The organism is Paenibacillus woosongensis (genome assembly GCF_009725165.1).
Lineage (GTDB): Bacteria > Bacillota > Bacilli > Paenibacillales > Paenibacillaceae > Fontibacillus > Fontibacillus woosongensis.
In genome coordinates this window covers 44,248-67,871 of sequence record NZ_WNZW01000018.1, presented here as the reverse complement: position 1 = coordinate 67,871, position 23,624 = coordinate 44,248, and the positions used below count along the sequence as shown (strand labels likewise).

Here is a 23,624-nt window from a genome sequence, read left to right as displayed (position 1 = left end):
TTTGCTTCATAATCCGATAATAAGATTATTGGAAATCTATACGAGGTGAAGAGATGATTACAAAATCACTTCCGAATGTATTTACCCTGGGAAACTTATTTTTAGGGATGCTAGCCATTATTTTTGCTTTTGACGGCAAATACAGCATGTCCGCGATCATGGTCATTGTGGCGATGCTGCTCGACGGGCTGGACGGGCGGGTTGCGCGGGCGCTTGACGCCCAAAGCGAATTCGGCAAAGAGCTGGACTCATTGTCGGATATTATATCGTTTGGCGTCGCCCCTGCCCTGTTAATGTACTCTATTGCTTTTAACGGAATACATCCGGGGATTGCTTGGGCTGTTACGGCCATCTTCCCGATGTGCGGCGCGCTGAGATTGGCTCGATTTAATGTGCAAAAGGGAGTGCCGGGGTATTTCATCGGCCTGCCGATTCCAGCCGCGGGCGGTGTCATTGCCACATTGTCCCTGTTTCACAAGAATATGACGGCTCCTTACTTCATTTGCGGCATATTGCTCGTATCATACTTGATGGTTAGTTCCGTAAAGTATCCCAACTTCAAAAAGATCGGCCTTCCTAAAAAGGGAATTGCTTTAGCGCCGCTCGTTATCCTGCTTGCAGTCATGGTTGCGGTTCTTTTTCCAGAGGAATTATCCAAGCTTATCTTTATCCCGCTTGTCGTTTACGCAGCCTATGGCCTGAAGCAGAGCTTCGACAAATTGCTCCACCGCGGCAAGCAGGTAGATGACGATGAGGCCGAGGAAGCTTATCACAATCGTTGATATGTATTAATAAAAGCATGAGCGTCGGAGATCACGGCGTTCATGCTTTTATCTTTATTGGACTTATAAGTTTTACGGCCAAGCCGCATCGCCCGCAACTTATTCAAGCAAGTTCTGCAGTGATCAGGTCAGGTATACGTCTGTGTGCCCGAACGCACCATACTCTTTCACACGGGACCTTAGAGGGTTGGTTAAAAAAAGTTTAACGAATCTCATCCACGTTATTTGTGCATATTTGCAGCGATTTTAAAACCTAACGGTTCTTAGCCACCCTATTTACTGTGTATCCTCTGTTTTGGGGAGGTAAGGGATGAAATAACGTTGCCAGGATTCGTTACATCTTGGCTGAGGTGATTTTTGGACAAATAGCGATCGTAAGATTCGTTACACACGTTTTGGTCACATATGCGCGTCTCTGGACTCATGATCACGTTCTGGTTTGTTATTTACATCCTAATTTCGTGACCGCGTCTCACTCTCGTTAAGGGTGTCCCTTGTCACGGGGAGCTTGTATGTTCAAGGCCGGGCATTGTAGTCTGCTAAGTGCGATCAGCAGCAAGTATTGGTTGGCTGGCAAGATGGCGAAGATCTTTCATGTCCTATATTGCATCTCGTAAGGGAGAAGGTGCCTGGTACATAGCGGTACTAAGTTGGCTCCTGTGAGCTCCTGTAGTCTCTTATAGGTTTGTAGCCTCTTATAGGTTCATATAAGTACCTGTAGGCCCCTGTAGGTTCATGTAAGTACCCTTTAGGTTCCTGAGCGGTATTCCTGTTAAGAAGGATTGCTATAGTAGTAGAGCGTACTCGCAAGGGGACAAGCAGAACATGGCAGGCAGCTTTCCGGGTGAAGCGAACGAGGAAGGGATATGCAGCAGTGGTTCCGGGGAGTAGAAGCGTTCCTAAACATGACGTACCTGAATGGGGAAAAAAGCGTGCCTAGGTAGAGCCTAAGCGCATCCAACGCAAAGGAGTTCCTCGGTATCCCTCACGCTATGTCCATATGGTGAGTTCAGAGGCACAGCCCTTGGGCCCTCCCTTGGCAGGGAGGGGTGGGGGTGGGTGCAAAAAATACATCTATGATAAGTTAAACAATCCTAAAGTGGCACACTTCTGCGATTCCCGTCGGACGACTTCATCCATGTCGATCTCCAGCAAGTTACAGAGAGCAGACATATAAAAAAGGTTACGTCCCAGCTCATTGGTAACGGCATCCCGGCAGTTCTCGCAAAGTTCTCCTTGAACATGCTTGCGGATCGTTTCCTTGGCATGCTGCAGATCCATGCCGGGTTCGAATTGCTGTTTTGTGGCGTGAAGCTCGATGCAACCGCATTCAGTCACCGATTTAGTGACGGAGCGGACGACGGACGCATTGGTTTGTCCCAATTTGGACAGGACATCTAGCAAACTGCGGTGACGGAGTAACAAATCAGAAACTTGTTCTTGAAAAGATTGCAGGCTTTGAGCGCTCATTTTTCCATCCACCTCAAATATTATGAATTGAGTTCATTATATGCCACAATTTCCCCTCATATCAAGCTGGAATTGCCGTAATGATGGGGATTGTCCCATTTTTTCATCAGAAAAAAACTCGAATTTTGTAGTTTGTCTTCGTAATCGATCATCAAATATCTGACGCGTATCCGGGTCTCTCATCACAAATACAAAACAGCCTGGCATAAGAGTGGCCGTATCGTTGGCCCTTATGCCAGGCATCATGTCGAGCATCGACAAATACAAGATTTAGAAAAGTGTCCGTGCTTCCTATGAATTATTCGAAGCTATTCTGGTATTCCGCTAAAGCAGCTTCCATCGCCTGTGCCCATTCATCCAGGAAGTCCTGGGGACTCACTTTTCCCAAGAGTACGGATTGGAAGCCGGGCTCCAGTACGTTGAGCTGGATGGAGGAATAATCCGGCAAGTAAATCGGCGGGATCAGCACCTTGGTCGCCGGATCGGCAATGGCCTCGGACAAGGCCAGAATGTGCTGGCTGCTTTTAACCCAATCACTGTTTAAGGAGTCGATATGAGTCGGCATTTGGCCGATATTTTGATTCCAGTAGTTCTGACTTTCTTCACTGGCCAGGAAGGTCAGGAATTTCCAGGCGGCATCTTTATGTTTGGAAGATTTGAAGATCGCCAGGCCTACATTGTCGCCTCCGGTAACGACCCGATAGCCCTGCTGCGATTTCGGCAATGGAGAAGCCTTGAATTCTGCGGCATTCGCCCCGAATGCCTTGGTATGTTCCCCATAGGAGCCTAAATTATGCTGAAGCATGGCGGCGATTCCCGTATCGAAAACCGCGACCATTTCCTTGTAACCATTGGTTACGTCACTGGTTGGCGTGTTTGTTCCATAGAGCTGCACATACTGATTCAGAAATTCTACATGGGCAGGATCATTGACCGTTGCTTTGCCGTCCTGATCGAAATAGTCGGTAATTCCAGAATAGGCGTATAAAATCTCTGTCAGCTGCTTGGAGCTGCCCGAGCCGCCGCGTATCGTAAACCCGTAACGGTCTTTTGCAGAATCTGTCAATGCATCCGCCGTAGCAAAAAATTCATCAAAGGTTTGCGGCACGCCTATACCCGCATCCTCGAACCAATCAGCGCGATACCATAAGGTGCTGTAGTTGCTGGTATTCGGAATTTGATACAGCTTCCCGTCCGGTGCGGAGCTGCGGCTGCCGTCGATCGCGGAGGCTGCGATTTTGTCCTTCTCGCTCCAGCTGCTGAAGTAATCCTCCAGGTCCAGCAGAACCCCTTTGGCTACGAAGTCGGAAATCCAGAACTGGTTGATCCCGCCGATATCCGGCATATCATCAGAAGCAATGGCGACATCGTACTTCTGCTTGGCGCTTGAAGCGGGCAAGCCTACGTATTCGACCTTAATATTCGGATGGGCCGCCTCAAAGCGTTTGATCAACTCCTCGTAATGCGGGGTACGCTGCGGACCGGAGTTTTCATCCCAAAATGTAATCGTCACTGGTTTGCCGGGACTGTTGTCGCTATGGTTACCGCTATTCCCGCTATTACTCCCTCCTTGGCTCTCTGTCTTATTGGAACCGCAGCCGGTTAGAGCTAAAGCAAGAATTAGAACGATAGCCAGTATTGCGCCTGTATATTGTCTCATGTGCATCATGTGAGATACCCCCTATAATCGCTCGAATAACTTCATATGGTCTAGCTAAAGCCTAATAGACCTGAAACCTCAAATTCCTTAACCTTTAACTGCCCCTGCGCCGAGTCCTTGCACCAGGTATTTCTGTACGTAGGAGAACAGGATGACGACAGGCACGAGGGCAATGACACTGCCTGCGGCGAGAGCGCCGTAGTTGATATCGAACTCCCCTTGCATATAGCTGAGCCCGACAGGCAGGGTGAATAATGATTTCTTGGTGATGAACATCAGCGCGAATAAGAACTCATTCCATGCTCCTATAAAGGTAAAGACCGAGGTGGCCACAAGACCAGGTATCAAAATAGGGAGAATGACATGGAATATCGCTTGTAAGCGGTTGCAACCATCGACCTCGGCGGCCTCCTCCAGCGCTTCCGGGATGCCGCGAATGAATCCGCTCATCAGTATGGCATTGAAGGGGAGCTGGAACGCAGAATACGTGATAATCAAACCAAGATGTGTTCCTGTCAGCTGCATCGCCTTAAACTGCATAAACAGCGGAATCAGCAGCATGGCGCCGGGTACGAATTGCGTACAGAGCAGCAGGAGCATAAATGCGTTTTTCCCCTTGAAGCTGAAGCGGGAAATGGCGTATCCGGCCAGGATGGAAAGGACAAGCACGATCAACACGGTAGATAAAGCGATGAACATGCTGTTCCGAAAAAATAGCGAGAAGCCGACATTGTTCCACGACATGATGAAGTTGTCGAAGGTGGCGGGAGCAGGCCAATATTCAATCGGCATTTTTGTGATATCCCCTTCAAGCTTCAGCGACGTATTCAGCGTCCAATAGAACGGGACCATAATGAACAGGAGCAGAAGAGTGAGAGGCAGATAGCGATAAAAGAAAAGGCTGCAGTATTTCTCCAGCTTATGATTCATTCCTACTCCTCCTTCCCAAAGCCGCTGAATTTAAGGTACAGCGCCGCGAATATCGTCAGGAGTATCACGCCGATCACGGTAAGCGCTGAGCCGTAACCGTAATTATTCGATTTAATCGCCTGATTGGCGATATACATCGGCAAGGTCATTGTCATGTTGGCCGGTCCGCCGCCAGTCATCGTAAAGATCAGATCGACGTTGTTGAATTCCCAAACTGCTCTAAGCAGCGTGGTGAGGATGATGGTGTCTTTTAAAAACGGCAGCGTAATGCTAAAGAATGAGCGCCATCTGCCGCCGCCGTCCACTTTACAGGATTCGTACAGCTCGCCTGGAATGTTCTGCATGGCGGCCAGCAGCGTAATGGCGAAGAAAGGGATGCCCCGCCACAGCTCGGCCGTTACGATGGAGCCAAATGCAGTACTCGGATTGGCGGTCCAGGCCATGTTCTGCGAGATGAAGCCGATCCGTTTCAGCAGATCATTGATTACGCCAAAATGCTCATTAAACATAATGGACCACATCGTTGCCGTGATGACTCCCGAGATTGCCCAGGGGAGGAAGGCCGCTGCCCGGGCCAGCCCGCGGAACCGGAAGGTCTGATTTAGCAACAGCGCAAGGATCAGGCCCAGAAGCAATTGCAGAACGACCTCGGACAGCACCCATTTTAAAGAGATCACTAAGGTAGAGTAGAAGATTTTGTCTCCTGTGAAGATTTGCGTGAAATTATCGAACCCGGTAAAGCCGTTGGCATAAGGTTTTGTTGGATTGTAATCCTGCAGGCTGAGTATAAACACGTTAGCAATCGGGTAAAAAAGAAATCCGACCAATAGGATGACCGAAGGTGCGATAAACAGGTATGGCCACCATTTCTTGTTGTTCAGGGCATTCATGAAAGCGATCACCATCTCCTTTTGAACAAATTTGCGGTCCGAAGGGCTATCGGATTGGCACAAATTTATTATAAAATTCGCAGATGGGCTCAGGAATGCAATATCTTATGACGAGTGTTTCATATTTTAAGATTCGCCTTTAAAGGCTGAGGGTGAGCAGCCGGTGTATTTTTTGAAGCAGGTGCTGAAATATTGGGCATTGCTGTAGCCGACCAGCTCGGCGACTTCGTAGGACTTCAAGTCCTTCATGCGCAGCAGCTCCATGGCTACTTTCATGCGTGTTTCCAGAAGATAGTCGCTAAAGTTGATATTTTGCTCTTTTTTGAAAATATAGCTCAAATAAGTTGGGCTGATATGCACCTCATCGGCCACGTCCTGCAAAGAAAGGCGTTCCCGCATATAGTTTTGCTCAATAAAATCCATCGCCTGCTTGACGATTTCCTTCTGCTGGCTTTCTCTGCTGGCATTCATGGCGTTCGCCAAGAGAGAGGCCATCTGCCGGATTTCCGCGAAAACCTCTCTGACCGTTTGCTTCCGATGTATCAGCTCGGTTAGCCGGTTGAAATCATCCTCGTGAACGAGCTCGCGCAAATCGGCATCAGCGTAAATGAGAACGGCCGTTTCCAGCGCTTTTAGCTTCACCTGCTGCAGCGTAATGGAACGTGTGCTTAGCAGCTTAGCTTCGATCTGCTCCAGAACCTGCTCTGCGTCCTTCTCCAGCCCCAGCTTGACCTTGAGCGTCAGAGTCTTTTCCAGATCCAGAATATCCACGGATTGGGGGGAGAGGGGCAGTCCTGTATCCTGAATGGAGATCACTTGGTTTTTGCCGATGATATGGCGAATTTCCAGAGCGGATTTGGCGTCCGAATAGGATTTGGTTACACTAGCAAGCTGTCCGTATAGAAAGCCCATGCCGGCCGTTACGGTCGTTTTTAGGTACTGCTCAACACTGGCCCGTATTTCTTCGGTAAGGTCGAAGGCTCGGGACTGCAGATGCTCATCCGGCCCTTTCCAAGCAAACAGCACAATGATTTCATCATCGATGGACTCGAATACGAACCCGGCCTGCTCCCGCGTTATGATTTCATGGGCTACGTTCTCGATGCAGTACTTCAGCATCTCTCTGCCGAACCGGTGAGAGGAATGATCGGCTGCATAATCGTCGGCCTTGAGAATAACCGTCATGTAGAAATCGTAATCGAAATTCAAATCGAGCATGCGGGCCTGGATGCTCAGTTCTTCCTCCGATAGCTTGCCTCTAATCAAGCGCTCGAAAAACCTATGCTTCAGCAAAGGGATTCCCTCCAGCAGCTTCAGCTTCAATTGATGGTCATGATGCCATTCGGCGGCGGCCCGCTGAACAGCATCCAGCAGGTTCTGGTTATCGACCGGTTTTAATAAGTAGTCGAACACTTTCATCTTTAACGCTTCTTTGGCAAATTCCAGCTCATCGTATCCCGTCATTAATATGATTTTCATTTCAGGATATCTGGACTTCACAATGCCAGTCAGCGCCAGCCCGTCCATAATGGGCATGCGTATATCGGCGATGATGATATGCGGCTCCGTCTTTTCGATCAATTCAAGCCCCCGCTCGCCGTCTGCAGCCGTACCTGCTAGTTCAATGTTCAATTCCTCCCAGCGAATCGTATGGCTGAGTCCTCTGCGGATCAACCCGTCATCATCAATAATGATCAGCTTTAACATGGCGCACACTCCTTCTACGTTCCGTAAATTATTCCTGCTGATAGATTATGACCGTAACGCAGGTCCCCTGATTCGGCTCGCTTGCATAAGATAATCCGCAATGAGGGCCGTACTGCATGCGCAGCCGCATTTGGACATTTCGCACGCCGTACCCGACCTGGGAATGCTCTGATTCCGGATTTTCGAGGCATTGGCTGATTTCCGCGAGACGTTCGGCGGACATGCCGACACCATTATCGATCACCTGGAATTGGATTTGCCCACGGTGAAGAGCGCCGGTCACGCGAATTTTCCCTTTTTTGCGGTGCTGCTTAACCCCATGATAAAGGGCATTCTCCAGCAGAGGCTGGAGCGTCAGCTTAAGAATTTTATAAGGATATAATGCAGGATCCACATCGATTTCATAATCGAAGTCATCCCCGTACCGCATGTGCTGAATGTACAAATAATTTTCAATGTGCTCTAGCTCTTCCTGAATCGTAATGATCTCGATTCCCCGGCTGATGCTGATCCGGTAATAGTTGGACATCGCCTGTACCATTTTGCTTGCATCATTGGCTAATCCCATATCACACAGCTGCCGGATGGAATACAGGGTGTTATACAGGAAGTGGGGCTGGATTTGTGCTTGCAGTACCTTGAACTCTGCGTTCTTGACCTGAATCTGTTTGTTCTCCACCTGGACGAGCAAGTCTTCGATCCGCAGGATCAAGTTTTGAATTCCGCGGCTGAGCACGCCAATCTCATTCGGAAGTTCTTTGTCGAAATGAAGCTTTAAACTGCCGTTCCCGATTTTATTGACGATGCACGTCAGCTTAATGAGCGGCTGGGTAAGCAGTCTCGCCAAGATTATCGAGAAGATCATGGCGCAAATGATCATGATGCCCATGGATACAAGGGTGACGTATTTGATGGATTCGATTTTCAGCAGCAGCTCATTTCTGGGAAAAACAGCGGCGATGCGCCATTTATTAATTTCTATCGTGTCGTAGAGAACGACTAAATTAACGCCGTCTGCGCTTTTGAACTCTTCCGTTCCGGAGGGGGCTGCGGACAGCTGAATTTTGTTAATGACATCGGGCTGGAGGGAATAGCGGTTGTCCACGGGCTTGAAATAAATATCGCTATCCGGGCTGATCAGCATCAAGTAACCGCTTTCAACAATTTGCGGGCTGGCGAGAAAATCGGTAAAGAACTGCTCCTTGAGCTCAAACAGAATGAACCCGTCCGGATGCATCCGGTGACTGTCGATGAATTTATACATACTGATGAACGTGACCTGTTCATTTGTCCGATCGGCATCCGCATATTGGCCTGAATCTGCATCTGAAGCCGCATTTGCATCTATTTGCTGAAAACCTTTCCACTGCACGATTACCGAGTTGGGGTCATAATCGCTGAAAGGAATATAGTCGTAATCGTAGGTGGTGTAATAGTCGTATTTTTTCTGAAAAATCGTTTGTCCGTTGTTGAGAGAGACGTAAATCGTATCGACGATGGAGTAATAGTCCGAATAAATTTTGTTCAGCTTCGAATTAATGATGACGTGATCCTCCGGGGTCAGCGTGTAATCCGGGTTCTGAAGCTTTTTGATCAGCATGTTCAAATCATAGTCCTGGGATAAAATATTGAGCTCTGTAAACAGCGCCGTTAATCGGTCATTAATAAAATGGCTGGTCTGAGACACCGTATTGCTGATACTCGTATAGGCATTTTCCTTTAGCTGCTCCGCGGCCAATTGGTAGGAGATGAGCCCCGATAACAGGATAAATGCGGATATCGTTGGCACAAACAGCCACAGTATAGTCGTTCGTAAAGAGCGGAATCGCGGGAATCTCATCTGTCCCCTTCCTTTCGTGCAGCAGTCATTTGTGGCGGCATCCTGAGAGCCGATTGTTCAGATTTATATGAAAGAATAGCATGCTGATATGGAATATGGAAGCAGAAATAACCAGAGAAGCTCGTCTGGAAATTTTTATCCAACGAAGATTACGCCGCTAAAAATTGGATCATACTGGTTAAAGAACATACTAAATTTTGGAGGTGAAGAGAGACATGGTCAAAAGATGGTTCATGATTCTGTCCGCTTTGTGCGGGGCGTGGCTCGGTTATACCATGGAAGGGCTAACGGGCCTGTTTCCGGGGCCGCTGCGCGCATGGCTTGGCGGGATGAGTCCTCTGATGTCGCATCTGCTGCTTGCAGCTGCAGGAGCAGTCTTGTGCGCATTCATGTTCTCCCTTGTTGCGGATATCGCATCTGCACGAATTAGGCGGTGGATCGAAGCGATTACGGAAATACCGATGAATGAAATGATGGCCGGCGCGGCCGGATTGACTGCAGGACTACTACTATCTTTAATGGTCTACCCTGTATTGTCCTTGCTGGGATCTATGGAGAGCTTCGCGCAATTCGCGATATCGGCGCTGTTCGGTTACATGGGGCTGACCGTGGGGCTGGCGAAGAAGGAAGAGCTATCCTCCTTCTGGAAGTCTGGCAAATGGGGAGCCACAGAGCAGGGCGAAGAACGCAGGCTGGAGGAGCATAAAATTCTTGACACCAGCGTCATTATCGATGGGCGGATCGCTGATATTTGCAAGACAGGATTTATCGAAGGAACGATCGTCATTCCTGAGTTCGTGCTGGAGGAGCTGCAGCATATCGCCGACTCATCGGACTTGCTCAAGCGCAACCGCGGACGGCGCGGGCTGGATATTTTGAATAAAATCCAGAAAGAGCTGGACGTCAAGGTCATGATCTACGAGGGGGATTTCGAGGAAATCTCCGAAGTGGACAGCAAGCTGGTCAAGCTGGCTAAGGTGCTGCAGGGGAAGGTCGTCACAAATGATTTCAACCTGAATAAGGTGTGCGAGCTGCAGGGGGTCTCCGTCCTCAATATCAACGATTTGGCGAATGCCGTGAAGCCGGTCGTATTGCCGGGTGAAGAGATTATGGTGCAGGTTATCAAAGACGGTAAGGAGCATGGTCAAGGGGTGGCCTATCTGGATGACGGCACCATGATCGTCGTTGAAGGAGGCCGGGATTATATCGGAACCATTACAGAGGTGCTTGTCACCAGCGTACTGCAAACTTCGGCGGGCCGGATGATTTTTGCCAAACCAAAACTGTTGGAAAAAGCCCAGTAAAAACGGTATGATGGGAGTATCTGCGCAGTTCTGGCGGTTTCCTTAAGCGGGATGGCCAGACCAGAAGCCTGCGCAATTCCAACGGATGAGGCAGGGAAGCATGGTGGCACAAGCGAACAGCCCCGGAGCCGGAGCGATTATTGTGGCGGCCGGGCGCGGTACACGCATGGGTACGAAGGAAAGCAAGCAGTACCTCATGCTGCAGGACAAGCCAATCGTCGTTCACACGTTAGAGGTGTTTGACCGCCATCCCCTGATCACCGAGATCGTCCTGGTGACGGGTGAGCAGGATGTTGAGCGGGTCCGGGCGTGGATCGACGAGTATGGCATCATAACTCCAATTAAAGTTATTCCGGGCGGCGCCGAGCGTCAGCACTCCGTATACCAAGGGCTGCTTCAATTGAGCTCAGTTTGGGTACTGGTGCATGATGGCGTCCGCCCTTTTGTCACGGAAGAGCAGGTAACCGCCTGTTATGAAGCGGCCGTTAAGCATCAGGCGGCCGTGTTGGCCGTGCCGGTGAAGGATACGGTTAAACAGGTGGATGAGCAGGGCTGGGTGACCGCGACGCCGGACCGGCGCAGCCTCTGGGCCATTCAGACGCCCCAGGCTTTTCGCCGATCGGATCTCATGCGGGCCCATGAGGAGGCCGCTAAGGAGGGCTTCGTGGGCACCGACGATTCGATGCTCGTGGAGCGGATGGGAATACCGGTTCGGGTAGTGGAAGGGGCGTACGGCAACATTAAAATTACTACGCCGGATGATTTGGACTACGCCGAGTTCGTGCAATCGCAGAAGGAAGCTAAAGGGAGAGGTAACGCATGATTAGAATTGGACAAGGATTTGACGTACATCAACTAGTGGAAGACAGGCCTTGCATTATCGGCGGGGTAACGATTCCTTTCGAAAAAGGGCTGCTGGGGCATTCCGATGCGGATGTGCTGCTGCACGCGATCACGGATGCGGTGCTCGGGGCACTCGGTCTAGGCGATATCGGCAGGCATTTTCCCGATACGGATCCAGCTTATAAGGATGCGGACAGCCTGAAGCTTCTGGAGCGGGTGTGGGCCATGGCTGTGGAACGCGGCTATCGCCTTGGAAATCTGGACGCGACGATCATTGCCCAACGTCCGAAGATGGCTCCGTACATCCCGCAAATGGTCGAGGTTATCGCTGGCGTACTGCAGGCGGAGCCGGAGCTTGTGAATGTAAAGGCCAGCACGACGGAGCAGCTTGGCTTCAACGGGCGGGGGGAAGGCATCACCGCTTTGTGTGTTGTGTGCCTGACGAAAGATATGCTATCATCTTAAAATAATTTTTGAAGATTTGATTCGTTATTTATTCCAGGAGGGGATTCATTATGACGGAGGTTCGCGTGCGTTATGCTCCTAGTCCTACGGGGCATTTACATATCGGCAATGCGAGAACCGCGCTGTTTAACTATCTGTTTGCGAGACATCACGGAGGCAAAATGATCATCCGGATCGAAGATACCGACGTGAAGCGCAACGTCGCCGGCGGGGAAGAGAACCAGCTGACTTATTTGAAGTGGCTTGGCATCGATTGGGATGAGAGTGTCGATGTCGGCGGGGACTACGGTCCGTACCGGCAGACCGAGCGGCTGGATATTTACCGCAAATATTGGGAGGAGCTTCTCGATAAAGGGCTGGCTTACCGCTGCTATTGCACGGAAGAGGAGCTGGAGCAGGAGCGCGAGGAGCAGATGGCCCGCGGAGAGACGCCGCGCTATTCCGGCAAGCACCGGGATTTGACGCCGGAGCAGTGCGCCGCTTACGAAGCCGAGGGACGGCAGGCGAGCATCCGCTTCCGCGTGCCGGAAGGACGCACGTATACGTTCCACGATCTGGTCAAAGGCGAGATCACGTTCCAATCCGAGACGAGCGGCGATTTCGTCATCGTGAAGAAGGATGGCATTCCGACCTACAACTTCGCGGTCGTGCTCGATGATCACCTGATGAACATTACACACGTGCTTCGCGGCGAGGACCACGTATCCAATACGCCGCGCCAGTTAATGATTTATGAGGCGTTCGGCTGGGAGCCGCCAGTGTTCGGACATATGACGCTGATCGTCGGCGAGAACCACAAGAAGCTGAGCAAACGCGACGAATCGGTCATCCAGTTTATCGAGCAGTATGATGATCTGGGATATTTGCCGGAAGCGATGTTCAACTTCATTACGCTGCTTGGCTGGTCGCCGGAAGGCGAAGAAGAGATCTTCTCGAAGGAAGAGCTGATCTCGATCTTCGATGCGAAGCGGCTGTCCCGCAGCCCTGCAGTGTTCGATACGAACAAGCTGGCCCACTTGAACAACCACTACATTAAGAACGCCGAGCCTGAGCGTATTGCTAAGCTTGCGATTCCGCATTTGCAGAAGGCTTCGCGCCTGCCTGCCGAGCTGACGCCGGAGCAGGAGGCATGGGCCCAGGCGCTGGTTGCCCTGTATCAGGAGCAGATGACCGCGGCGTCGGATATCGTCGAGCTGTCGGATCTGTTCTTCCGTACGCATTTGGAGCTGGATGCGGAGGCAGCAGCCGTTCTGTCTGGAGAGCAGGTGCCGGAAGTCCTGAGCGCATTCCTCGCGAAGGTTGAAGCGCTCGCCGATTACACGGCCGAGAACATCGCTGCACTGATCAAAGAGGTGCAGAAAGAGACCGGGCACAAAGGCAAAAATCTGTTCATGCCGATTCGCGTAGCCCTGACCGGCCAGACACACGGCCGCGATTTGAACCAGACGATTTATTTGCTTGGCCAAGACCGGACGATCGACCGGCTGAAGGCGCAAATCCGCGGGGCTTAGCGACAAATCAAATGTTGTCATTTTTAGAGCCTTTCGGGTAATATATAGACAGATGAATTGAATTACCCCTATATCTTGTAAATGCATAGATCGGGAGAAGTACGACAGCCCATTGTATTGCCCAGAGAGGATAACCGAGGAGCCGACAAGCGGCACCGGGGTGGAAGTTATCTCAATACATGCTTCGGAAATGCACCCGGGAGCAGCGGAGTTGAGCGCGCTTTTGGCTTGGCATGACGGTCATTAACCGCATGCGCAGCGCCTGGCGCAGGTAAATTTTGCCGCATCGTCCCCGTTAAGGACGCCAAGAGGGATGGAGGAACCTGAAGACCGTTCTGCCTGCGGGCAGGCAGCGGGAGTCCGGCCTTACGTCCGAAGCAGAGTGGAACCGCGCGTTAAGCGTCTCTGCAGCTAAGGCTGCAGAGACGCTTTTTTTTTTTGAAGGCAATATTTATTGCAGACAGCAAACACTAGAGAGATAAGCAAGGGAGGCTTGACCTTCTCAGCAAGGCTAAGAGCAAGGCGAGAGACCGGAAGAGAAAAGAGGGAAGCATGATGTTTAAAAGGATGAGATCCGATATTCAAGCCGTTTTCGATAATGACCCGGCCGCGAGAAGCTGGTTCGAGATCATCTTCACCTACTCCGGGCTGCATGCCATATGGAGCCATCGGCTGGCGCATGCTTTCTATCGCCGTCGGTGGTTCACGATCGCCCGGATCATTTCGCAGACCAGCCGCTTCTTTACGGGAATCGAGATTCATCCGGGAGCACGGATCGGCAATCGGCTGTTCATTGACCATGGCATGGGCGTCGTCATTGGGGAAACTTGCGAAATTGGGGATGACGTGGTTATCTATCAAGGAGTTACTCTTGGCGGCAGCGGCAAGGAAAAGGGCAAACGCCACCCGACCATCGGCAATAACGTTGTCATCGGATCGGGTGCCAAAATTCTTGGCTCCTTTAAAATTGGAGACCAATCGAATATCGGGGCCAATTCTGTCGTTCTGAAGGAAGTGCCGCCCGAGAGCACGGTGGTCGGGATTCCCGGCAAAGTGGTGCGTCTTCGCGGGAAGCCGCTCGACCGGCTTAGCCATCAGCTTCCGGATCCGGTCGTCGACTCGATGAAGGCGCTGCAGAGCCAGATCGAAGAACTGCAGTCCGAGATTGCCGATCTGAAGGGGCAGCTGCGCCGCCAGGAGCATGTGACATCAGAGTAAATCATACCAACAACAGCTTGCGAAAGGAACGTGAGTATGGCACTGCAAATATACAATACATTGACTCGCACGAAGGAAACCTTTGTAAGCCGGGAGCCGGGCAAGGCGAACATTTATGTGTGCGGTCCGACCGTCTACGGGTATATCCATATCGGGAATGCGCGTCCGATGATCTTTTTTGATGTGGTAAGAAGTTATCTGGAGAATCAGAAATATGAGGTCAACTATGTTGTCAATTTTACTGATGTCGACGACAAGCTGATCCGCAAAGCTGAAGAAATGAACACGACGGTGCCTGAAGTAGCGGAAATGTTCATTAAGGCGTATTACGAGGATCTGGACGGATTGAACATTCCCCGGGCGACTGCTAATCCTCGCGTAACGGACAGCATGGAGACCATCATTGATTTCATCAAGGATCTGGAGAGCAAAGGGTATGCCTACGCCAGCGGCGGGGACGTCTTCTTCCGGACGAAGAAATTTCCGGATTACGGCAAGCTGTCCGGTCAGAATCTTTCGGAACTGCAGTTCGGCATCCGGATTGACGTCGATGAACGCAAGGAGAATCCCGAGGATTTCGTGCTCTGGAAGGCGGCGAAGCCGGGAGAAATCCATTGGCCTAGCCCATGGGGCGAAGGCAGACCGGGCTGGCATATCGAATGCTCCGCGATGTCTCGCGAGCTGCTTGGCGATACGCTTGATATTCACGGCGGCGGCCAGGATTTGCAATTCCCGCATCACGAATGCGAAATTGCCCAATCGGAAGCGGCAACTGGCAAGCCGCTTGCAAATTATTGGATGCATAATGGTTATATTAATATCGATGGCGAGAAAATGTCGAAATCGCTCGGCAACGGCGTGCTCGTCAAGGACCTGCGGGCCGAATACAAATGTGAGGCCATCCGCTATTTCATGTTATCGACACATTACCGCAATCCGCTCAACTTCTCCGAGAAGATTATGGAGCAGGCCGAGCGGAGCGTGGAGCGCATCGCCAATACCGTAAGTAATTTGCGTCACCGGCTGCAGACAGCTGCGGCGGGCACGGATGAAGTTACACCGGATTGGGAAGCGAAGCTGCGCGAAATTGGGACTCTGTTCCATACGAAGATGCAGGACGACTTCAATACGCCGGATGCCATCACTGCAGTATTCGAATGGGTGAACGAAGTGAATTCCCTGCTGCAGCGTCCGATTGTCAGCCGGGCCGATCTGGAAGCGGCGCAGAAGCTGTTCGCCGAGATGAACGGCGTGCTGCGCATCGCCAAGGAGGAAGCGGCGGAATTGCTGGATGGCGACGTGGAGGCGCTGATCGCCGAGCGGGCTGAGGCGCGCAAAGCGAAGAACTGGGCCCGGGCTGACGAAATCCGCGACCTGCTCGACGCCAAAGGCATCATTCTCGAGGATACGCCGCAGGGCATGAGATGGCGGCGGAAATGAGCGGGCATCAGTACGAGGAAGGGAATGGTACGGTGAGCGGCGAGGCGTTGAGAGAGGGGCTTGCCGAGGATCGGGAAGCGGCTGGCAAAGGGGCTGCTGATGGGACTTGCGAGGGAGCCCATGAGAGGAAGGGGGAACGTGGAGGGCCGGAGGCTTCGGGCGAAGCTATGGCCGCCCTCTGGTTCCCCGAGCCGCCGTCCAAGCCAGCCAGGCTGCTGCCGCCCTTGGCGCTGGCCTACATCGGAGACGCCGTATACGAGGTCGCCGTACGCCAGCACGTCATAGCCCGGCCGAACCTGCGCCCGCATCACCTGCACCGCGAGTCGACGAAGTTCGTCTCCGCCAAGGCCCAGGCCAGGCTGCTCGCGCTTATTGAGCCCCAGCTCACAGAGCAGGAGCAGGACGTGGTGAGGCAAGGACGGAATGCGAAGTCCGGCACGGTTCCCAAAAATGCGGACGTGCTCGACTACCGCCATGCGACTGCCTTTGAAAGCTTGGTCGGGTACCTCTACTATACCGGGGCGCATGATCGTCTCCGGGGACTGATTTTACAGGGCTTCGAACTGCTGGAACGGGCTGACGGTTAAAGATCATATTAAATTACAACAAGGGAAAAGAAGCGAAATTGCTCGAAATCCCCGGGAGGATGTCGTATGGACGATCAAGAATGGATCGGCGGGAAGCATTCGCTGCTGGAAGCGATGCGCGCCGGACGGACGATCAATAAAGTTTGGGTAGCCGAAGGCGCCCAGAAGCATTTGACCCAGCCGATTATTGCTGAGGCCAAACAACATGGAATTATCGTGCAGTTTGTCGACAAGCGCAAACTCGATCAAATGGCGCCTGGCCTTCAGCACCAGGGGGTTGTCGCACAGGTTGCCCCTTATGCCTATGTGGAAGTGGAAGATCTTCTGCAGAGGGCGGAGCAGCGCGGAGAGCCTCCTTTTCTGCTGATCTTGGATGAAATCGAAGACCCTCACAACTTAGGATCGATTTTGCGTACGGCGGAATGCACCGGCGTGCATGGGGTGATCATCCCCAAACGCCGCTCTGCATCCATTACGGCAACGGTGTCGAAGACGTCGGCTGGCGCAGTGGAATACGTTCCGGTAGCCCGGGTGACCAATTTAGCCCAGACGATGGAGCAGTTGAAGGAAGCGGGAGTATGGATTGCCGGCACGGATGTGGATGCCAAAGAGGACATGTATGCCGCAGGCCAGGTACTCTCCGGCGCTGTTGCTATCGTCATTGGCAATGAGAACAAGGGTATGGGGCGGCTCGTTCGCGAGAAATGCGACGTCCTGCTTAAGCTGCCCATGGCGGGAAGACTTAACTCCCTGAACGCTTCGGTCGCGGCGGGCGTTATTATGTACGAAGCGCTGCGCAGACGCCGCGCCATAGGTTAAGCGGCATGCGCGAAATGCGCGACATCCTTCTGGTAGATGGCTACAACATGATTGGCGGATGGCCCGAGCTTGCCGCACTGTCCAAGGTGGGAATGCAAGAGGCCCGCGACCGTCTGTTAGAGAGGCTGGCCAATCATCAAGCCTTCTCCGGAAGGAAAGTGATCGTGGTATTTGATGCCTATCGCGTACCCGGTCTGGGAAAGTCTTTTAATCAGAGCAAGGTAGAGGTTCATTTTACGAAAGAGAAAGAAACGGCAGATGAGTGCATAGAGCGCCTGGTCCGCGAGCTGTCGCATCGGCGCAGGCAAATCTACGTCGCCACAAGCGATACTGTAGAGCAGCATGTTATATTTGGACAAGGAGCACTTCGGGTCTCAGCGCGGGAATTGCTGAACCAAGTCGAAGAGAGTGAGAGAGAGATTCAATCGAAAATTGCCGAACGCAGCTCCAAATCGAGTCGAAATAGTATTGATGCCAAGCTTAGCCCAGAAGTACGGATGATGTTTGAACGTTGGCGCAGGGAATGAAGGGGCATTCATTCGTTATCCTTCCAAATACTCTTGACAAAGTTCGACCTTACATCTTTTGGTACTTTTATAGTTGACGCTAATATATGCCATCATATATACTGATCGTATTACTTGACTGAAGTGACGGGGCACCGTGCGTTGCAGCCGGAGGGATTTGTGGTGAGTGTCAATCTCGAGACGACGTGGGTTAGGTTTGACTATGAGATCCAAAGTGACGAAGACATTGTCGAAGCGGTCCGCGAAGGCGACAGTGAAGCGCTGGAGTACTTGATCAACAAGTACCGGAGCTTCGTGCGTGCAAAGGCCAGATCCTATTTTCTGATTGGCGCAGACCGGGAGGATATTATCCAGGAAGGGATGATCGGCCTATATAAGGCGATCCGGGACTTTCGTGGTGATAAGCTTGCCTCGTTCAAGGCGTTCGCCGAGTTATGCATAACTCGGCAAATCATTACAGCGATCAAGACGGCAACGCGGCAGAAGCATATTCCGCTAAATTCGTATGTATCTTTGGACAAGCCGATTTATGATGAAGATTCGGATCGGACATTGTTGGATGTCATTTGTGGTTCCCAGGTATGTGATCCGGAAGAATTGATCATTAACCAGGAAGAGTTCGTTGGTTTGGAAGATAAAATGTCGGAAATTCTTAGTGACTTGGAACGCAAAGTGTTGATGCTGTATCTGGATGGACGCTCGTACCAAGAAATTGCAGTGGATTTAGATCGGCATGTCAAGTCGATCGACAATGCTCTGCAGCGGGTCAAACGCAAATTGGAACGATATTTAGAGGTTCGTGATGGAGCGGTGTAAGGCGGCTGTGCCGGTTGCATGGCCCGCTTGAACAGAATAGCCAGCGCAAAGACGACTATGACTATAGTCGTTTTTCTTTAGCCTTTAGAGTTGATGAAATCTTTATTAGGTTAATTATTAATTCTATAATATTATGTAATTTATTACAATTTGGAAGCCGTCAGGATTCGAACGATAGGCAGAGCATTTAGTAGGATAAGTTCAGACAAGGGTTTATCTTGTAAAATGATGTGTTATACTGTTTGTAATCGAATAAAGAGAAGCTCGAAGCCTCGTTGACATGGATATGGCCTTATGATAAAGTGTTTTAGGTAGGCCTAAATTTGCGTTTTTTGGATGTTTGGGCTCAATTAAGAGACTTCTCAAATTTGATGAAGGTCTTCGGGAGGTGCACATCATGCGGGTAATTATTACGTTGGCTTGTACGAATTGCAAACAAAGAAACTACACAACAACGAAGAACAAGCGTAACCACCCCGACCGCATGGAGATGAAGAAATTTTGCAAGTTTTGTAACGAGCAAGTTCCTCATCGCGAAACCAGATAGTCTGTGGAGGTGTAGTCGCGTATGAAACGAAGTTTCAAATCGTTGTTCTCTTTTTTCTCTGAAAGCTGGGCTGAGCTTAAAAAGGTTCGCTGGCCTAATCGTAAAGAGCTGACCAATTATACGATGATTGTGCTCGGTACAATTGTAGTAGTCGCGATTTATTTTTGGGTACTTGATATCGGCATCTCCGCTGTGATCGAAGCGATAATTTAAGAAGGGTCCTTAGGTGGCTTGATATGGAGAAAAGATGGTATGTAGTACATACCTATTCCGGGTATGAGAACAAGGTCAAAGCCAATTTGGAGAAACGCGTTGAGTCGATGGGCATGGAAGACAAGATATTCCGCGTTCTTGTTCCGATGGAGGAAGAAGTGGTAAACAAAGACGGGAAGAAGAAGACCGTCATGCGTAAAGTTTACCCCGGTTATGTCTTGGTGGAAATGATCCAGACCGATGATTCTTGGTACGTTGTCCGCAACACGCCAGGGGTTACGGGATTCGTTGGCTCGACAGGCTCCGGTTCCAAGCCGACTCCTCTGCTTCCTGAAGAAGTAGATCAGATTTTGCGTCATATGGGCATGGAAGAACCGAAGCCGGTCATCGATTTCGAAGTCAAAGAATCCGTACGTATCAAGGTTGGCCCGTTTGCTAATTTTGTCGGATCGATCGAAGAAATTCTCGTCGACAAGAGCAAGCTCAAGGTTCACGTCAACATGTTTGGACGAGAAACCCCGCTTGAACTGGATTACACTCAAGTGGAAAAAATATAGGTTTCTTAGGTTACGTGGGAGGGGAGAAATTCCCGTCGACCACTATTAGGGCAAGGAGGTGTCTTACATGGCAAAAAAGGTTATCAAAATGGTAAAACTGCAAATTCCTGCAGGTAAAGCGAATCCTGCACCTCCGGTAGGTCCGGCGCTGGGTCAAGCAGGTGTCAACATCATGGCATTCTGTAAAGAGTTTAACGCACGTACTGCCGATCAAGCAGGTTTGATTATTCCGGTTGAAATCTCGGTGTTTGAAGACCGTTCTTTCACTTTCATCACCAAGACTCCACCAGCTGCCGTTCTGCTTCGCGTTGCTGCGAAAGTTGAGAAGGGATCCGGTGAACCGAACAAGAAGAAAGTAGCTACCGTTAAACGCGACGCTGTTCGTCAAATTGCGGAGCAAAAAATGCAAGACCTGAACGCAGCTTCCGTTGAAGCGGCTATGCGTATGGTCGAAGGTACTGCTCGCAGTATGGGTATCGCGATCCAAGACTAATTCTTGGAGCGGCCGAACAACGGATGTTGCCATTGCAACAGAAGTTGCCTCTAAATTGCATGTTAGCCTTTAGGGTAACTATGTAATTTAGAGATCAGTGGGAGGAATTTCCGCTAACACCACACAAGGAGGAATATTTTCATGGCTAAACACGGTAAGAAATACCTTGAAGCTGCCAAGCTGATCGACAGCGAAGCAACTTATGAGCCTTCCGAAGCCGTTGAGTTGGTGAAGAAGGCAGCAAGTGCTAAATTCGACGAAACCGTTGAAGTAGCGGTTCGTTTGGGCGTAGACCCTCGTAAACAAGACCAAGCCGTTCGCGGTATCGTTGTCCTGCCTCACGGCACGGGTAAGACGCAGCGCGTATTGGTATTCGCCAAAGGTGAGAAAGCGAAGGAAGCGGAAGCGGCTGGAGCGGACTTTGTTGGCGATCAAGACATGATCAACAAAATTCAACAAGGCTGGTTCGACTTCGACGTCTGCGTAGCGACACCAGACATGATGAGTGAAGTTGGTAAACTTGGACGCTTGCTCGGTGGTAAAGGCCTTATGCCTAACCCTAAAGCTGGTACGGTTACATTTGACGTAGCTAAAGCGGTTCAAGAAATCAAAGCGGGTAAAATCGAATACCGTTTGGACAAAGCAGGCCAAATTCATGCGCCGATCGGCAAAGTATCTTTCAGTGCCGAGCAGCTTGACGAGAACCTGAAAGCTCTCATCGATGCATTGAACCGTGCTAAACCTGCTGCTGCCAAAGGTGTTTACTTGAAGAACATCGCGGTTTCTTCCACGATGGGACCAAGTGCTCGCGTTAATGCAGCTGCATTCAGATAATACCTCCCGCGGTTCGTGGGGAAGGGTTTGACATATGTTCTTTCCCTTGGTATACTGAACGAGTTGTTTTGAAAAGTAACTAAATTCGAATATGCTTACCGTAGACAGTAGGTGCCCTTGCAAGGCTTAATTTCCTACCGAGGTGTTGTGATAGAACGTCAGCATGCTGCAGGTTAACTGCGGAATGATGATTCATCAGGCCTTCGTGATTCTACGGAGGCTTTTTTAATGGACTGGGATCGGCTTGCGGGCTGTCAGGTTCTTTAAAAGTCTTTCTAGAGCGAGGTTTTGAACCGCTACGGAAAGGGACGTCAACCGAGGTTTGTACCTCGGCTTGTGCCCAGCATATCTATCAGGAGGTGTACAGTTTGGCAAACGCAAAAGTGATTCAAGCAAAGCAGGAAGCCGTTGATGTGGTAACAGCTAAGCTTCGCGAGAGCGCAACAACTGTTGTTGCTGACTACCGTGGACTGAACGTTACTCAAGTAACGGAACTGCGTAAACAGCTTCGTGAAGCTGGCGTAGAATTCCAAGTATTGAAAAACACGCTCGTTCGCCGCGCAACTGCGGCTGCGGAACTTACTGAACTGGACGAAGTATTGACTGGTCCTACAGCAATCGCGTTCAGTGCTGACGATGCGGTAGCTCCGGCTAAAATCATCAGCGATTTCGCAAAGAAGAACGATGCGCTTAAAGTAAAAGGTGGCGTGGTTGAAGGCCGTGTAGTCGGCGTCGACCAAATCAAAGCGCTCGCGGATCTTCCTTCCCGCGAAGGTCTCCTTTCGATGCTCCTCAGCGTGCTTCAAGCTCCAGTTCGCAACTTCGCACTGGCAGTCAAAGCCGTTGCAGAGAAAGAAGAAGGCGGCGCAAGCGCGTAAGCTTGCTTTTCATGCAGTCAGTTAATAAATGAATTTAACTCTTATCAACTATAAAATGGAGGTTCTACCATGAGCAAAGAAACAATTTTAGAAGCAATTAAAGGCATGTCCGTTCTTGAACTGAACGATCTGGTTAAAGCAATCGAAGAAGAATTCGGCGTTACTGCAGCAGCTCCTGTTGTTGTAGCTGGCGGTGGCGGCGGTGCTGCTGAAGCTGCTGAGCAATCCGAGTTCGATGTAATCCTGGCTAACGCTGGTGCATCCAAAATCAACGTTATCAAAGTTGTTCGCGAAATCACAGGTCTTGGCCTGAAAGAAGCGAAAGAACTCGTTGACAACGCTCCAAAACCACTGAAAGAAAAAGTGGGCAAAGAAGAAGCAGAAGCTGTAAAAGCAAAATTGGAAGAAGCAGGCGCAACTGTAGAAGTAAAATAATTCTACGCCTCTTTGATGACAACCCCCTTGAACCGAGTTCAAGGGGGTTTGTTTGCAAGTGCAATGAGCAGTATCGTGAATCCTGTTTGTTGGAAAATGGCAATAAACAGCTGATTCTTGGTTAAAATGGAATGACAAGATGTATTCAATGATATCAGATTTCGCTGTAAGACATATCGGGTGGAGGTATGCCAGATGGCAGATCACTATTATACGAATCAACCTTCTACGGCGCATGACCGGAAAATATGGGACGCTCAATTGCGCGGACAGAAATTCCGCTTCATTAGCGATGCGGGGGTTTTTGCAAAAGGCGGAGTAGATTACGGGAGCAGAGTGCTCATCGAAGCGATGGATATTCCGGAAGCTGCGCAGGTGCTTGATGTCGGGTGCGGTTATGGCCCGATCGGGCTTACGGCAGCTAGACTTGCGGGCCGCGGCCATGTCACTATGATTGATGTCAACCAGAGAGCGGTCGAGCTTGCCAAAGAAAATGCGGCGAACAATAAAATTGCCAACGTAACGATCGTGGAAAGTGATCTATTCGCGGCGTTAGGTGAGCAACAATTTGATGTGATATTGACGAACCCGCCTATTCGCGCTGGCAAGGAAGTCGTTCATGCCATTTTTGAGGGAGCCTATGAACGGCTGCGAGAGGGCGGAGCACTATGGATCGTGATACAAAAGAAGCAAGGGGCGCCGTCGGCAAAACAGAAGCTGGAGTCGTTATTCGCACAGGTTGAGGAAGTGACGAAGGACAAGGGGTACAGAGTTTATCGAGCGGTAAAATAAAAACGGCTCTGAAAACAGAGCAGAAAAAGGTTGACCTGAGAACCTGGTTGTGATATTATTATAAAA

General features: G+C 50.6%; 26 protein-coding genes and 1 other annotated feature. Of the genes, 19 read left to right on the top strand and 7 right to left on the bottom strand.

All coding sequences use genetic code 11. The features are described 5' to 3' along the window. Nucleotides 1–53: 53 nt before the first annotated feature. Nucleotides 54–782: a CDP-diacylglycerol--serine O-phosphatidyltransferase gene (pssA, locus tag GNP95_RS24215; RefSeq protein ID WP_155613380.1), complete on the top strand. Its 729-nt coding sequence runs from the start codon at nucleotides 54–56 to the stop codon at nucleotides 780–782. A gap of 1,074 nt (nucleotides 783–1,856) precedes the next feature. On the opposite strand, the gene GNP95_RS24210 is transcribed toward pssA, so the two are convergent. From GNP95_RS24210 to GNP95_RS24185, 6 genes are all read right to left on the bottom strand, one after another. Further along, nucleotides 1,857–2,252 (bottom strand): nucleoside triphosphate pyrophosphohydrolase family protein, encoded by a 396-nt coding sequence (locus tag GNP95_RS24210; protein WP_155613379.1) that lies wholly within the window; start codon nucleotides 2,250–2,252, stop codon nucleotides 1,857–1,859. Between the two features lie 298 nt (nucleotides 2,253–2,550). Next, nucleotides 2,551–3,921 (bottom strand): ABC transporter substrate-binding protein, encoded by a 1,371-nt coding sequence (locus tag GNP95_RS24205; RefSeq protein ID WP_155613378.1) that lies wholly within the window; start codon nucleotides 3,919–3,921, stop codon nucleotides 2,551–2,553. Between the two features lie 78 nt (nucleotides 3,922–3,999). Continuing rightward, complete coding sequence (locus GNP95_RS24200; RefSeq protein ID WP_155613377.1) at nucleotides 4,000–4,842, bottom strand: carbohydrate ABC transporter permease; 843 nt, start codon at nucleotides 4,840–4,842, stop codon at nucleotides 4,000–4,002. Nucleotides 4,843–4,844: 2 nt separating this feature from the next. Then, entirely contained in the window at nucleotides 4,845–5,732 is an 888-nt protein-coding gene (locus tag GNP95_RS24195) for a carbohydrate ABC transporter permease (protein ID WP_155613376.1), read from the bottom strand. Nucleotides 5,733–5,858: 126 nt separating this feature from the next. After that, entirely contained in the window at nucleotides 5,859–7,439 is a 1,581-nt protein-coding gene (locus tag GNP95_RS24190) for a response regulator (protein WP_155613375.1), read from the bottom strand. Nucleotides 7,440–7,467: 28 nt separating this feature from the next. After that, nucleotides 7,468–9,279, bottom strand: a complete 1,812-nt coding sequence (locus GNP95_RS24185) for a cache domain-containing sensor histidine kinase (RefSeq protein WP_155613374.1) — start codon at nucleotides 9,277–9,279, stop codon at nucleotides 7,468–7,470. Nucleotides 9,280–9,494: 215 nt separating this feature from the next. Between GNP95_RS24185 and GNP95_RS24180 the strand changes: the two genes are divergently transcribed. The 4 genes from GNP95_RS24180 (at nucleotide 9,495) to gltX (ending at nucleotide 13,402) form a co-directional block, all read left to right on the top strand. Continuing rightward, on the top strand, nucleotides 9,495–10,583 hold the full coding sequence (locus GNP95_RS24180; protein ID WP_155613373.1) for a PIN/TRAM domain-containing protein: 1,089 nt from the start codon (nucleotides 9,495–9,497) through the stop codon (nucleotides 10,581–10,583). Between the two features lie 100 nt (nucleotides 10,584–10,683). Continuing rightward, nucleotides 10,684–11,406 carry a 2-C-methyl-D-erythritol 4-phosphate cytidylyltransferase gene (gene ispD / locus GNP95_RS24175; RefSeq protein ID WP_155613372.1) on the top strand — a complete coding sequence of 241 codons (723 nt, stop codon included), beginning with the start codon at nucleotides 10,684–10,686 and terminating at the stop codon, nucleotides 11,404–11,406. Beyond that, entirely contained in the window at nucleotides 11,403–11,891 is a 489-nt protein-coding gene (gene ispF, locus GNP95_RS24170) for a 2-C-methyl-D-erythritol 2,4-cyclodiphosphate synthase (protein WP_155613371.1), read from the top strand. Before ispD ends, ispF begins: the two co-directional genes overlap by 4 nt. A 47-nt stretch (nucleotides 11,892–11,938) precedes the next feature. Further along, nucleotides 11,939–13,402, top strand: a complete 1,464-nt coding sequence (gltX, locus tag GNP95_RS24165) for a glutamate--tRNA ligase (RefSeq protein ID WP_213595321.1) — start codon at nucleotides 11,939–11,941, stop codon at nucleotides 13,400–13,402. A 167-nt stretch (nucleotides 13,403–13,569) separates the two neighbouring features. Here the strand turns inward: gltX and GNP95_RS25870 are convergent, their stop codons facing one another. Continuing rightward, on the bottom strand, nucleotides 13,570–13,710 hold the full coding sequence (locus GNP95_RS25870) for a hypothetical protein (protein ID WP_196427306.1): 141 nt from the start codon (nucleotides 13,708–13,710) through the stop codon (nucleotides 13,570–13,572). A 247-nt stretch (nucleotides 13,711–13,957) separates the two neighbouring features. On the opposite strand from GNP95_RS25870, the gene cysE reads away from it, so the two are divergent. The 14 genes from cysE (at nucleotide 13,958) to GNP95_RS24095 (ending at nucleotide 23,558) form a co-directional block, all read left to right on the top strand. After that, complete coding sequence (gene cysE / locus GNP95_RS24160; protein ID WP_155613369.1) at nucleotides 13,958–14,620, top strand: serine O-acetyltransferase; 663 nt, start codon at nucleotides 13,958–13,960, stop codon at nucleotides 14,618–14,620. A gap of 36 nt (nucleotides 14,621–14,656) precedes the next feature. Then, a complete protein-coding gene (cysS, locus tag GNP95_RS24155) occupies nucleotides 14,657–16,060 on the top strand; it encodes a cysteine--tRNA ligase (protein ID WP_155613368.1) in 1,404 nt (467 codons plus the stop codon). A 167-nt stretch (nucleotides 16,061–16,227) separates the two neighbouring features. After that, nucleotides 16,228–16,647, top strand: a complete 420-nt coding sequence (locus tag GNP95_RS24150) for a Mini-ribonuclease 3 (protein ID WP_155613392.1) — start codon at nucleotides 16,228–16,230, stop codon at nucleotides 16,645–16,647. 66 nt (nucleotides 16,648–16,713) lie between these two features. After that, the gene (gene rlmB / locus GNP95_RS24145; RefSeq protein ID WP_155613367.1) at nucleotides 16,714–17,466 is read left to right on the top strand and encodes a 23S rRNA (guanosine(2251)-2'-O)-methyltransferase RlmB; all 753 of its coding nucleotides are present in this window, start codon (nucleotides 16,714–16,716) and stop codon (nucleotides 17,464–17,466) included. A 5-nt stretch (nucleotides 17,467–17,471) separates the two neighbouring features. Then, entirely contained in the window at nucleotides 17,472–17,993 is a 522-nt protein-coding gene (locus tag GNP95_RS24140; protein ID WP_155613366.1) for an NYN domain-containing protein, read from the top strand. A gap of 159 nt (nucleotides 17,994–18,152) precedes the next feature. Further along, entirely contained in the window at nucleotides 18,153–18,809 is a 657-nt protein-coding gene (gene sigH, locus GNP95_RS24135; RefSeq protein ID WP_373871013.1) for an RNA polymerase sporulation sigma factor SigH, read from the top strand. Nucleotides 18,810–19,206: 397 nt separating this feature from the next. Further along, nucleotides 19,207–19,356: a 50S ribosomal protein L33 gene (gene rpmG / locus GNP95_RS24130; protein ID WP_071784256.1), complete on the top strand. Its 150-nt coding sequence runs from the start codon at nucleotides 19,207–19,209 to the stop codon at nucleotides 19,354–19,356. A gap of 21 nt (nucleotides 19,357–19,377) precedes the next feature. Beyond that, nucleotides 19,378–19,569: a preprotein translocase subunit SecE gene (gene secE / locus GNP95_RS24125; RefSeq protein ID WP_055105057.1), complete on the top strand. Its 192-nt coding sequence runs from the start codon at nucleotides 19,378–19,380 to the stop codon at nucleotides 19,567–19,569. Between the two features lie 23 nt (nucleotides 19,570–19,592). After that, a complete protein-coding gene (gene nusG / locus GNP95_RS24120) occupies nucleotides 19,593–20,126 on the top strand; it encodes a transcription termination/antitermination protein NusG (protein WP_055105058.1) in 534 nt (177 codons plus the stop codon). A gap of 67 nt (nucleotides 20,127–20,193) precedes the next feature. After that, entirely contained in the window at nucleotides 20,194–20,619 is a 426-nt protein-coding gene (rplK, locus tag GNP95_RS24115; protein WP_110931205.1) for a 50S ribosomal protein L11, read from the top strand. 141 nt (nucleotides 20,620–20,760) lie between these two features. Further along, the gene (gene rplA, locus GNP95_RS24110; protein WP_155613365.1) at nucleotides 20,761–21,453 is read left to right on the top strand and encodes a 50S ribosomal protein L1; all 693 of its coding nucleotides are present in this window, start codon (nucleotides 20,761–20,763) and stop codon (nucleotides 21,451–21,453) included. 80 nt (nucleotides 21,454–21,533) lie between these two features. After that, nucleotides 21,534–21,689 (top strand) — a sequence feature (ribosomal protein L10 leader region). 132 nt (nucleotides 21,690–21,821) lie between these two features. Continuing rightward, nucleotides 21,822–22,331 carry a 50S ribosomal protein L10 gene (gene rplJ, locus GNP95_RS24105; protein WP_155613364.1) on the top strand — a complete coding sequence of 170 codons (510 nt, stop codon included), beginning with the start codon at nucleotides 21,822–21,824 and terminating at the stop codon, nucleotides 22,329–22,331. Nucleotides 22,332–22,400: 69 nt separating this feature from the next. Further along, nucleotides 22,401–22,766, top strand: a complete 366-nt coding sequence (rplL, locus tag GNP95_RS24100) for a 50S ribosomal protein L7/L12 (RefSeq protein WP_155613363.1) — start codon at nucleotides 22,401–22,403, stop codon at nucleotides 22,764–22,766. Between the two features lie 195 nt (nucleotides 22,767–22,961). Continuing rightward, nucleotides 22,962–23,558, top strand: a complete 597-nt coding sequence (locus GNP95_RS24095) for a class I SAM-dependent methyltransferase (protein ID WP_155613362.1) — start codon at nucleotides 22,962–22,964, stop codon at nucleotides 23,556–23,558. Nucleotides 23,559–23,624 lie beyond the last annotated feature (66 nt).